The sequence below is a fragment of the Alistipes timonensis JC136 genome, from assembly GCF_900107675.1.
Lineage (GTDB): Bacteria > Bacteroidota > Bacteroidia > Bacteroidales > Rikenellaceae > Alistipes > Alistipes timonensis.
In genome coordinates this window covers 496,588-508,476 of the sequence record NZ_FNRI01000002.1, presented here as the reverse complement: position 1 = coordinate 508,476, position 11,889 = coordinate 496,588, and the positions used below count along the sequence as shown (strand labels likewise).

Here is an 11,889-nt window from a genome sequence, read left to right as displayed (position 1 = left end):
TGAGGTTCCCTTATTTATTCGTAATTTTGTCGTCAAATCTTTTCGAACATGAACCGTACCGTCTATTTCGCCGACAAGGCCGTGCTATTCACGGCCGAAACCCCCGGAGGGGCGTGGTACGCCGTTGCAGCGGATGCTGACGGCGGCGTATCACGGGACAAGATACTGAATTTTCTCGAATCGCACAATAGCGTGGCCGTCGTGGCGGCCGATCCCGACGCGGTGTTCGCGGCGTTCGCGGCGGAGTTCACGCCCGTCGAAGCGGCGGGCGGCGTCGTGGTGAACGGCTGCGGGGAGTGGCTGATGATTCACCGCAACGGCCGCTGGGACCTGCCCAAAGGGCATCTGGAGTGCGGCGAGCGCATCGAGGAATGCGCCGCGCGGGAGGTCTGCGAGGAGACCGGCGTGGCGGCCGAGGTCGTGCGCCCGCTGTGCGAAACCTTGCACGCCTATTATTTCCCGAAAACCGCGCGCTGGGAGCTGAAGCGCACCCGGTGGTACGAGCTTTACACTCCCGCCTGCGCTGCCCTGACCCCCCAGACCGAAGAGGGGATCGACGCCGTGGCGTGGTGCTCCCCGGAGGAGGCCGCGGCCCGTTCCGCCGAATGTTATCCGACCGTCAGGACGGTTCTCGCCTGCCTGAGAGGCGGGATTTAGGAGACGGCTGATGCTTGCATTTTGCAATACGCCCCGGAACTCGATGTCGGTTTCCGGGGCGTATTTTGTTGCGGGACGGGATTTAGCGCTTGTCCTGCTTCCAGACGTAGGCCGGGATGCGGTGGCTGCGCTTGCCGATGGGCACGCCCAGTCCGAGCGTGACGTTCATCATGCTTTGTTTGACGGGTATCCACTGCGGCGTATGCTTGGCTGTCACCACATCGGTGGCGATGAAGAAGTTGATCCAGCTCGGGCAGAGGTTCAGGGCCAGGCCTACGGCTCCGCCGCGGTTGTCGATCACCGAGTAGCTGCCCGTGAGCGTGAACCAGCGCACGGGGTGGAAATTGACCGATCCGGTGATGTTGTGCAGGGTCTTGTACTCCCAGAAGCGGGCTGTGTAGAGCAGGCCGATGCCGATTTTGTGGCGCCACACCTCGTACTCGAGTCCGGCGTTGAGCGACGCGCGCAGCATCTTCGAGGCGCTTTTGGCGTCGGTCGGTCGGAATTTCAGCATCTCGAAGTCGAAATCCGGCGTGGGGTCCGAACCGTCGTCCGGCACCGTTACGCCCGAGAATTCCAGCGTTTGGGTCGATACGCCGGCGACGCTGTTTTTCTTGCTCCAACTGATGAAGCCCAGGTCGGTCACGGCCAGCGATGCCTGCAGGTTGGGCAGGATGTCGTACGTGGCGCCCAGGTCTACGGCAAAGCCGTATCCGGCGGGTTTGGTGGGTTTGATGTCGATATCGCCCGGTTCGAAAATGCCGGTCTCGGGATTCACGTCGACCTCGGCTCCGCCGGCGGTGATGTCGATCGAACCCTGCGTGTCGACGTACCAGCGGTCCTTTTGGAGCGAGACGTTGAAACGGTCGTAGTTGACGTTTGCCCGGGCCAGTCCCGCGAGGAATTTACCCCGCACGCCGACATAGAGCCGGTCGTTCATCAGCGGGAACGAGTAGCTGAAAGCCGCTTCGGCATAGGCACTCGCCGAGGCTCCGAAACCGTTGATGTTGCCCTCCTGGCCGAGTTTGATGAACTCGAAGAGCGAACGGGGCAGGTTGGTGTCCTCGTTGACCCGCAGGTTGAGGTCGAACGACCAGAAATTCTTGTGATTCTTGGTGAAAGCGCCGAATCCGATGACGTTGATACGGGAGCCGATCCCCAGCAGGTTATTGGCTTTGAGGTTTCCCAGCGCTTCGTTCGCCGATACGGAGCCGTCGAGCAGCGTCACCAGCTTGCCGTTGCGGGGGTAAAGGACGTTGTCGAGGGCGAGGTTGCCGCTTACGTTGATATCCACGCCGCCCAGTACGGGGATGTTCACATAGCCGCGCAGCGGCGCGAAAGCGGGGTTGAACTGCGATCGGAAAGTCGAACCCTCCATGAAATAAGCCGAGGGATTCTGCGCAGCGGCGCCGGTCGCAAGGAGCGCCGCCGCGATGAGGGTGTATAGTTTTTTCATGCGATGGTGCTGTTTAGATGTCGAGTTTCAGGCCTCCGTTTTTGATGAGGTGCAGGTTGATTTCGATTTGGGGATTGGCCTTGCCCTCGGGCGTGGTGCCCGTTTCGAAACCTTTGCCCGGATAGTACTTCTCGAGCGTTACCGGAATGTTGATCGCGGCATTGTTGAGCAACTGCCGCAGGCTCTCGGCATAAAGCCGGGTATCCTCGGAATCTTTGATTTCGTTGGTCTCCTGCGTGGCGTCGACTTTGACGTCGAATTTCAGGATCGTCGCGGCGGGAGAGCCGTCCTCGGATACGGATTTCAGTTCGGGCTCGAGGTGCAGGGATATGGGCAGTTTGCTGGTGATCTCCCCGGCGAGGTAGAGCGAATTTTTCGAACTGCCGGATCCTTCGGGATCGAGATTGTCGGCGATCATGTCCACCACGTCGTCGCTGATGTCCACGCGGCCGATGTTGTAGTCGATGGGCTCCACGTTCAGGTCTTCCGTCAGATAGCCGCTGAACTGCGATTTGACCTCGTTGAGAACCTGTTGCTCGGTGTTGCGGACCGCCAGTTTGAAAGCTTCCTTAAACGGCGTTTCGTACGCGTCATTGGCCGGAACGCCGAGGATGGAGGCGAACTCATCGCGGTAATCAGTCCAGATCATGTTGGTTACCTCGTCGAGTTTGGCCGGGGTCGACTGCATTTCGGCGATCAGGGCGTCGAAAAGCCCGTCGGTGTAAGAATTCCGGGAGAGTTGGGTGAGGTCGACATAGTCGGTGTTCCCGGGCAGCTTCGAGGGGAGCCATTTGTCGGCTTTCCCGCAGAGTTCCTGGATATTGACATCGCCGTTGGCAATGTCCTCCAGGGTGACGAGCACCCTGGCCAGCGGAATCTCGAATTTCGACTCGTCGCCGCCGATGGTGACGTTGTCGGTGTCGATGTTTTCGAGATCGTAGTCCTTATCGATGCACGCGGTGAAGAGTGCGCCGGTCAGGAGTAGTAGAAAAAAATTTCTCATAGGCTTGGATTATGTTCAAAATGATGGTGCTACAAATATAGGGTGTTCCGACGAATAAAACAAAATATCGGACTTTTTTTAATATGTTCAGGCTCTTCCCGTTGGCCTGAAACGTCCGGCGGCGGATTTTGCCGAAAAATTGCTACATTTGCCGAACGTATGGGCGGAACCGAGAACATCAGCCTCCGGGAGCAGGTCGCCCTGCTGCCGTTGTCGCCGGGCGTTTACCAGTTTGTGGACCGCTCGGGAACTGTTATCTACGTGGGCAAGGCCAAAAGCCTGCGCAAACGCGTGTCGTCCTATTTCGTACAGTCGAAGGAGCACAGCGCCAAGGTGCGCGTGCTGGTGAAGCAGATCGCCGCGATCCGTCACATCGTCGTGGACAGCGAGACGGACGCCCTGCTGCTCGAAAACTCGCTGATAAAGACCCTTCAGCCCCGCTACAACATCTTGCTGAAGGACGACAAGACCTATCCGTGGATCGTGGTCCGCAAGGAGCATTTTCCCCGGGTGCAGTCCACGCGCATCCTCTCCCGCGACGGTTCGCAGTATTTCGGGCCCTACGGTTCGGTGATGATGCAGCACAGCGTTCTCGACTTCATCCGCGAGGTGGTGCCGCTGCGCACCTGCAAGCTCAACCTCGCTCCGGAGCTGATCGCCAAGGGCAAATACACGGTCTGCCTGCAATACCACCTCGGAAACTGTAAGGGACCCTGCATCGGGCAGCAGTCCGAAGAGGAGTACGGCCGGTTATTGGAGATGGTCGTTTCTGTGCTCAAAGGCGACCTGCGGCCCGTGCGGCAATACCTCGAGGGGGAGATGGCGCGGGCGGCCGCGGAACTGAAATTCGAACTGGCCCAACGTTACAAGCAGCGGCTCGACGCACTCGATAACTATGCGGGCAAATCGGTCATAGTCAGTGCGAAGATTGTTGACGTAGACGTCTTTTCGCTGTTGCCGGACGACGACGTGGCCTACTGTAATTTCGTGCGCATCCGCCACGGTTCGATCGTGGGCGTCTCGACGGTGAAACTCTCGACGGGCGTCGGGGGCGACGAGCGCGACATGCTGACGCTGGCCATCCAGCACATCGTCGAGCATATCGCCGGGGGCGAACTGGCCCGCGAGGTGATCGTGCCGTTTCTGCCCTCGACGACCCTGCTGTTCGACGGCGTGACCTTCACGGTGCCGAAGCGGGGCGAAAAGTTCGAACTGCTGGAATTTTCGCAGAAAAGCGCCCGCATCTACCGCGCCGAGCAGTTGAAAAACCTCGAAATAAAGAATCCCGAACGCTATACCGACCGGTTGATGAATGCCCTGCAGAAAGAGCTGCGCCTCGACCGGCAGCCGCGGCATATCGAGTGTTTCGACAACTCCAACCTGCAGGGGGCTCATCCCGTGGCTTCGTGCGTGGTGTTCCGGGACGGAAAGCCGTCGCGCAGGGAGTACCGCCATTTCAATATCAAAACCGTGGAGGGGCCCGACGACTACGCTTCGATGCGCGAGGTCGTTTTCCGGCGTTATACGCGCCTGATGGCCGAGGGGGCCGCACTGCCCGACCTCGTCATCGCCGACGGCGGAAAAGGGCAGATGGGGGTGATCCACGAGGTGCTGGAGCATCTCGGGCTGGACATACCCATTGCCGGACTGGCCAAGGACGACCGCCACCGCACGGCCGAACTGCTCTGCGGGTTTCCGCCGCTGCTGGTCGGCATCCGTCCCACTTCGCCGCTTTTCCACTTCTTGTCGCAGATTCAGGAGGAGGTGCACCGTTTCGCCATCACCTTCCACCGCCAGAAACGCAGCAAGGCGTTTATCCACAGCGAACTGGAGCAGATCGAAGGGGTCGGGGACAAGACCGTTCAAACCCTGCTGCGCCATTTCCGCACGGTGGAGAAGGTTCGCGCAGCCAATATCGAAGAACTTTCGGCGTTGGTGGGACCGGCGAAAGCGAAAAAAATCAGGACTTTTTTCGAAAAGTAGGGTGATTTTTTGAAAAGTTGCGAAAATCGCGTATCTTTGCCCTCCCGATTCGCCGCGTAATGCGGATATATGCCCGGATGGCGGAATCGGTAGACGCGTTGGTCTCAAACACCAATGACAGCAATGTCGTGCCGGTTCGACCCCGGCTCCGGGTACCGGAACGCCGCCTGATCAATCAGGCGGCGTTTTTTTATTCCTGTGCCCGATCTGGTCTCAGGCGATTCAGGAAATGCATTGTTGATTATTCTCTTTGTGGCGTCAAACCGAACATGGCGAATGTGCATATCGGCTCAAAAACCGCAAGTGCCGGACTATTGCTTTCCGGTGTAACGCCCTCGGTGCAGACCCGGGGCGGGTTCGAGCCCTTGCCGCCCGTCGAACCTAAGCGTACCGAATAAAACATTCCATGATAATTGCATCGCCCTCCGGAAGTTGGATACCCAATTTCCGGAGGGCTTTTTCATAGGATGCAGGGATCGGATAGTTCTGTCCGAAAAAAATATCGTGCGAATTTCGATTTTCGGGGGTCGGTATTCGCAAATGGTGTGTCTACTCAGTGAAAGCAAAGAAAAAATCTGTTTTGTGTAAGTTATGCAGAAGGAGATAGACAGACTGATCAATTCATACCGGAGCAATACCTTAAACAGGGAGGAGGCCGGTATGTTGGCGGAATGGCTGGAAGAGTCCGATGAACACCGGGCTTATTTCAGGGAGTGCCTCGCCGGTCGGGAGCATCCCGTATCGGCCAAGGCGGAGCGGGAGTGGGCGCGGTTCGCCGCCCGCAACAAAATCCTGTTCGCCGTTCCCGAGGGAGTAAATACGCGTCGGAGGTTGTTCAGGCGTTACGTCGCTGTTGCTGCTGCGGTGGCGGTGGGTGTTTGCGCCGTCTGGTTCTGGCAGCGCACTCCTGCGCTCCCCGATACCGGGAGCGGCGTGGAGACCGCGGCTGCACAGCCGTTGGAATATCGTACGGCGCGCGGCGAGAAACTCGACATCGTGCTGCCCGACGGTTCGAAGGTCTGCATGAATTCCGAGGCGACGCTGACCGTGGACCTGAAATTCGGAAAGGCGACACGCGAGATCGAGTTCGACGGCGAGGCGTTCTTCACCATTGCGCCCGACAAGAGCTGTCCGTTCATCATCCACAGCGCCAACAACAATTATACGGTGCTCGGGACCTCGTTCAACCTGCAATCCTATGCCCGGGAGAAGTTCGCCGTGGTGACGCTCCATACGGGCTGTCTGCAGGCGCAGATCAAGAAGGACGTGATCATTCTCGATCCTAACGAGGAGCTGCAGATCGACGCGACGGCCAATACGATCACCAAACGGGCGGTGCATATCGACGATTCGATCGGCTGGATCGAGGGGCGGCTGATCTTCTCGGGGCATCCGTTGAAAGATGTGGCCAACAAGCTTTCGCGCTATTATCAGGTGAGGATCAACATTCACGAAGAGATCGCCAACCTGCAGTATACGGGCATGGTGGACCGGGAAACGCTGCCGGAGGCCCTCCGGATGATCTCCGAAACCTCTCCCGTAAGACTTTCCATCACCAATATCGACGGGGAGTATTTCCTTTCGAGGGCGAAACGAAAATAGAGAATGAATTTTTAACTACCTAAACATTAAGTGAATGAGCAATTTTAACAAATCCGAAGGTCGTTGCACGACCCTGCAACGCTGGCTGGCGTGCGGACTTGCAGCGATGTTCCTGGCAGTCGCAGGCATCGCCCATGCTTCCGAAGCCGGGGAGAAACCCGCGACCGTAACGCTTACCGTCGAACGGGCGCCGCTGGCTACGGTTCTGAAAAAGATCGAGGCCCAGACCTACTACACGTTCTTCTTCAACAACGAACTGGTGGGCAAAGCCGCTCCGGTCACGCTTTCCGTGAAGCAGGTTCCGGTTCCCGACGTGCTGGCGAAGATTTTTGCCGGAAGCGATCTTACTTACGAGTTTCGGGAGGATAAAATCCTGATCAAACGCAAAAATGCGGGCAAATCCGCCTCGCAGGCGCAGGAGCCCGAAGCTGCCGGGACGGTCGGCGGACAGGCAGCCGGCGTGGAACGTCAGGTTACCCCCCCCCAGCAGAAAAGTACCGCCTCGGCAACCCCTGCACTGGTGCAGGGTGTCGTTAAGGACGATGCCGGACAGCCTGTCGCAGGCGTCAGCGTGATCGTGAAAGGTTCGCTCGTGGGCGCCGTCACCGAAAGTGACGGTTCGTACCGTATCAAAGCGCGCCCCAGCGATCAGCTGTCGTTCAGTTTCCTGGGTTACAAGACGCAGGACATCTACGTCGGCAGCAAGACGACGATCGACGTGAGGCTCGTCAGCACGGCGCAGGCCATCGACGATGTGGTCGTTACGGCGCTGGGTATGAAGCGCGAGGAGAAATCGCTGGGTTATGCCGCCACGAAGGTCAAAAGCGACGCCTTTTCGTCGTCGGCTTCGTCGTCCAACTGGATGTCGGGACTTTCGGGACAGGTGGCGGGCCTTACGGTTGCCAAGGCTAATACGGGCGGCGGCGGATCGATGCGCGTGACGCTGCGCGGCGAGTCGTCGATCGACCTCAACAACAACGGGGCGCTGTTCGTCATCGACGGCGTGCCGATGTTCAACACCTCGGCGGCCGGGGGCGAATCCACCGCCTATTCGATCGACTACGGCAACGGTACGGGGGATGTCAATCCCGAGGACATCGAGAATATCACGGTGCTGAAGGGGCCCGCAGCGACCGCCCTTTACGGTTCGGAGGCTGCCAACGGCGCCATCATCATTACGACGAAATCCGGCGAAGGGCAGGACGGCTCCGTTTCGGTGACCTTCACGTCGAATTTCGTCGTAGACCAGATCAACTCCTCGCCCGATTTCCAGTATGTCTACGGCCAGGGCTCGGCGAAGGGCAACGATGGGTTTCATTACGGCGATCCGGTCGACGGTGAGGGCAGCAATACGACCGACGTGTCGTCGTGGGGCCCCAAGATGGACGGAACGCTCTACTACCAGTATTACGACGCGAGCCGCGGTATCGGTGTCGATGAGAACGGCGTGCGTATCAAGACGCCGTTCGTGAGCTACGGCAACTGGTTCAAAAATTTCTTCCAGACGGGTTGGACGGCGACCAACTCGTTGTCGGTGTCGGGTAAGATCAACAAGAACAATGCGATCCGCTTTTCGGTGACCGATTACCGCAGCGAGTCGATCATTCCCAATTCGCCGTGGAGCAAGCAATCGCTGTCGCTCAAAAGCAACAACAAGGTCAACCGCTGGCTTTCGGTGGACACGTCGCTGACCTACTACCGCAAGGACGACGACAACCTTCCGGTGATGGGCTACGGTTCCAGTTCGATCATGTATTCGCTGTGGTGCATGTCGCCCAATATCGACATGGACTGGGCCAAACAGTATTGGCTGCCCGGTCAGGAGCATATCCAGCAGGATTCCGGCCTTTCGGGCGGCAAGAACAACCCCTATTTCGTGGCCTACGAGCAGCTCAACACGCTCGACCGCGACCGCATGTACGGCAATACGGCGCTGAACCTGCATCTCTACAAGGGCCTCGACCTGATGCTCCGCGGAGGTATCGACTTTTCGCGCGACCTGCGCACGACCCGTCATCCGAAAAGCTCCTATTCGCAGAAATACGGTCTGTACAGCGAGCAGGAACTTTCTTCGTTGCAGCTTTCGACCGATTTCCTGCTGAAATACGACCGCAAACTGGGGGCCGGGTTCAACCTCACGGCCAATCTGGGCGGCAGCATCATCAACCGCTCGTTCGTGCAGACTTCGAAGACTGCCGAGCAGCTCAAACAGGCGGGCGTCTATTCGCTGGCCAACTCGGTCAACCGCATCAAAACGGATAGCTACTCCTACGAGCGTCAGACCAACAGCATCTATGGACTCGTTTCGCTTTCGTGGCGCGACGCCGTCTACCTCGACATCACGGGCCGCAACGACTGGTCGTCGACGCTGCCCGTCAGCAACAACTCCTATTTCTATCCGTCGGTTTCGGCCAGCGTGCTGCTCAACGAGCTGATCGACTTCGGCTCGGCGCGCAACGTCGTCAACCTGGTGAAACTGCGCGGCAGCTTCGCGCAGGTGGGTAACGACACGAAGCCTTACCGCACGTCGAACTACCTCACCTCGTCGGATTTCGCAGGCAATTTCCAGATTCCCCGCACGGCGGCCGACCTGAACCTCAAACCCGAAATCGTCAGCTCGTGGGAGGTCGGCGCCGATATCCGCCTCTTCCAGAGCCGCCTGAACCTCGACATCGCCTACTACGACAACGAGTCGAAGAACCAGATCGTGAGCATGCCCGTCAGCCAGGCTTCGGGTGTCGGCAGCCGTTACAGCAATACGGGCCGCATCCGCAACTGGGGTTGGGAGGTTTCGCTCAACGGAACGCTTGTCAAGACCAAGAAGGTGCAGTGGAAAGCCTATGTGAACTGGGCACTCAACCGCAACCGGGTGCTCGAACTGGGCGACGGCGTCGATTCGTGGATCGTGGCTTCCTATTCGTCGCACGCCTACATGACGGCTTACGAGGGACAGTCGCTTTCGACGATGTACGGCCTGGGCTACAAGCGCGCCCCCGAGGGATCGTTCATCGTGGGCAAGGACGGCTCGCTGACCGATGTCAGCGGCCAGCTGGTGATCGACGAGAACGGTTATCCGCAGTATTCCGACGACCTGCAGCGCATCGGCGAGTGCATGCCCGACTGGAAGGGCGGCTTCGGCACGAGCGTCAAATGGAACGGACTGACCCTTTCGGTGGCTTTCGACGGTCAGTTCGGCGGACATGTCTACTCCTACTCCAACGCCCTGCTGGGGTCGCGCGGTAAGGGTACGATCTCGCTTCCGGGGCGTTATGACGGATTGGTGCTCGACGGCGTCAACCAGCTGCCCGACGGCAACTATGTGAAGAACACCCACAAGACGGCCGATATCACCGAGTACTATGGTCTGGCCTACGCGTTCCAGAACGCCGAGCAGAACTTCGTCAGCACGCAGTTCCTCAAACTGCGCGAGCTGCGCCTCGACTACGAATTCCCGAAGAAACTGCTCTCCAAGACAGGCTTCATCAAAGGTCTCGTGCTCTCGGTCTACGGACGCGACCTGTTCTGCTGGTCCGATTTCCCGGGCTGGGACCCCGAGGGCGCCTTCATGCGCGGCTCGTCGGTCGTTCCCGGCTTCGAGATCGCCCAGATGCCCGGAACCCGCGCCATCGGCGGCAGTATCAAGATCACTTTTTAAAGCAGGAGGAACCGAAACATGAAAAATACGATTATAAAACTGACTGCAACCCTCTCGTTCGGCGCGCTCGTCCTGTCGGGCTGCGACAATTTCGACGAGATGAACGTAAACAAGAATGCGTTGCAGACCACCAATGCCACGAGTTACGTGCAGCCGATCACGTTCGGTCTCGAATATGCGCTGCTGGAACGTTCGTTCGACGTCAATTCGCAGCTCATGCAGTACACCGTGCAGGCGCAGACCTCGGCCGAGCGCATCTACAACTACCGCTTCAACAACTCGATCATCAACTACTTCTGGCAGAACATCTACCGCTGGGCCGGCAATGCCGAGACCATGCGCGTGCAGGCCGAGAAGGACAATGACAAGACGGGGCTGGCCATTGCCTGCATCCTCAAAGTGCTGACGCTCTCGCACATCACCGATGCGTTCGGCGATGCGCCCTACTTCGAGGCCGGTAAGGGGTATACCGAAGGCAAGTTCTATCCGGCCTACGACAGCCAGAAGGAGATTTACCGCGACATGTTCGAAAAACTCGAGCAGGCCAACACCCTGCTGGCCGAAGAGGGGACGGATTTCGACATGCTGGAAGATTACATGTATGACGGAAAGGTCGCCCAGTGGCGCAAGTTCGGCAACTCGCTTTACGTCCGCCTGCTGATGCGCGTCGCGTTGAAGGATGAGAGCGATCCGGCCGGCGAGCGTCTCGGCGCCGTGTCGAAGCTCAACGAAATCTTCTCCTATCCGTCGGTTTATCCCGTTTTCGAGAGCCGTGCGGACGCCGCCAACGTGAAGTTCGACAAGAATGTCAACGCGCAGTACACGCCGTTCCACAACACCCGCGCGGGTCTTTGGAACAACAACATGATCTGCGAGCGGCTGATGAACGAGATGTACGATACGTCGGCCGGGCTGAAGGACCCGCGCGTGTCGCTCTATTTCGACAAACTCGTGGGCGTGCCGACGCAGATCACCTACAACGAGCTGATGGGATATTTCGATACGGCGGCCCACTACCGTCGCAATGTGATTCAGGACCGTGACCATTTCCCGCTGATGAACTACTCGGAACTGTGGTTCATCTGGGCCGAGGCCGCTTACCGCGGCTGGATTCCGGGGACGCCGAAAGAGTATTACGTGAAGGCCGTTTCGGAAGCCGTTTTCGAGTGGACCGACGATCCGGATGCTGACCTGACATCGTTCCTTTCCAATCCGAAGGTGTCGGTCGACGCGCTCGACGGCGAGGAGGTGCTCGAACGGATCATGACCCAGAAGTGGATTTCGAATTTCCTGGTCGGCATCGAGTCGTGGTGCGACTACCGCCGCACGGGTTATCCCGAAATGCCTGTCAAGGCGCTGGCCGCCAACGACGGCATTCTGCCCACGCGTCTGCGCTATCCCGCAGACGAGGAGTTCCGCAACCGGGACAACTATTTCGAGGCGGTGAACGGCTGGCTCGGAGGTACGAACAACATGACCACGAACGTTTGGTGGGCCGATCATACCAACAAACGTAAATAAAAGGAGACCAAC

At 58.6% G+C, this 11,889-nt stretch carries 7 protein-coding genes and 1 tRNA gene; 6 read left to right on the top strand and 2 right to left on the bottom strand.

Annotated features, from left to right (window positions below; translation table 11 throughout):
• Positions 1-48: 48 nt before the first annotated feature.
• Positions 49-657 (top strand): NUDIX hydrolase, encoded by a 609-nt coding sequence (locus tag BLU78_RS04360; RefSeq protein WP_010262894.1) that lies wholly within the window; start codon positions 49-51, stop codon positions 655-657.
• Positions 658-739: 82 nt separating this feature from the next.
• On the opposite strand, the gene BLU78_RS04355 is transcribed toward BLU78_RS04360, so the two are convergent.
• Together BLU78_RS04355 and BLU78_RS04350 are read right to left on the bottom strand one after the other, a co-directional pair.
• Entirely contained in the window at positions 740-2,113 is a 1,374-nt protein-coding gene (locus tag BLU78_RS04355; RefSeq protein WP_010262896.1) for a DUF5723 family protein, read from the bottom strand.
• A gap of 13 nt (positions 2,114-2,126) precedes the next feature.
• Positions 2,127-3,116, bottom strand: coding sequence for a hypothetical protein (locus BLU78_RS04350; RefSeq protein ID WP_010262898.1), 990 nt, complete (start codon positions 3,114-3,116; stop codon positions 2,127-2,129).
• Positions 3,117-3,275: 159 nt separating this feature from the next.
• On the opposite strand from BLU78_RS04350, the gene uvrC reads away from it, so the two are divergent.
• From uvrC to BLU78_RS04325, 5 genes are all read left to right on the top strand, one after another.
• Positions 3,276-5,099 (top strand): excinuclease ABC subunit UvrC, encoded by a 1,824-nt coding sequence (gene uvrC, locus BLU78_RS04345; protein WP_010262901.1) that lies wholly within the window; start codon positions 3,276-3,278, stop codon positions 5,097-5,099.
• Positions 5,100-5,170: 71 nt separating this feature from the next.
• Positions 5,171-5,254, top strand: a tRNA-Leu gene (locus BLU78_RS04340).
• Between the two features lie 436 nt (positions 5,255-5,690).
• Positions 5,691-6,701, top strand: coding sequence for a FecR family protein (locus tag BLU78_RS04335; RefSeq protein ID WP_010262904.1), 1,011 nt, complete (start codon positions 5,691-5,693; stop codon positions 6,699-6,701).
• Positions 6,702-6,735: 34 nt separating this feature from the next.
• Positions 6,736-10,356 (top strand): SusC/RagA family TonB-linked outer membrane protein, encoded by a 3,621-nt coding sequence (locus BLU78_RS04330; RefSeq protein WP_010262906.1) that lies wholly within the window; start codon positions 6,736-6,738, stop codon positions 10,354-10,356.
• 18 nt (positions 10,357-10,374) lie between these two features.
• On the top strand, positions 10,375-11,877 hold the full coding sequence (locus BLU78_RS04325; protein ID WP_010262910.1) for a SusD/RagB family nutrient-binding outer membrane lipoprotein: 1,503 nt from the start codon (positions 10,375-10,377) through the stop codon (positions 11,875-11,877).
• Positions 11,878-11,889: the final 12 nt, after the last annotated feature.

Coding starts and splice junctions, on each gene's coding strand:
- uvrC (WP_010262901.1), top strand. CDS start 3,276: ATGGGCGGAACCGAGAACATCAGCCTCCGGGAGCAGGTCGCCCTGCTG.
- BLU78_RS04335 (WP_010262904.1), top strand. CDS start 5,691: ATGCAGAAGGAGATAGACAGACTGATCAATTCATACCGGAGCAATACC.
- BLU78_RS04325 (WP_010262910.1), top strand. CDS start 10,375: ATGAAAAATACGATTATAAAACTGACTGCAACCCTCTCGTTCGGCGCG.
- BLU78_RS04360 (WP_010262894.1), top strand. CDS start 49: ATGAACCGTACCGTCTATTTCGCCGACAAGGCCGTGCTATTCACGGCC.
- BLU78_RS04330 (WP_010262906.1), top strand. CDS start 6,736: ATGAGCAATTTTAACAAATCCGAAGGTCGTTGCACGACCCTGCAACGC.
- BLU78_RS04355 (WP_010262896.1), bottom strand. CDS start 2,113: ATGAAAAAACTATACACCCTCATCGCGGCGGCGCTCCTTGCGACCGGC.
- BLU78_RS04350 (WP_010262898.1), bottom strand. CDS start 3,116: ATGAGAAATTTTTTTCTACTACTCCTGACCGGCGCACTCTTCACCGCG.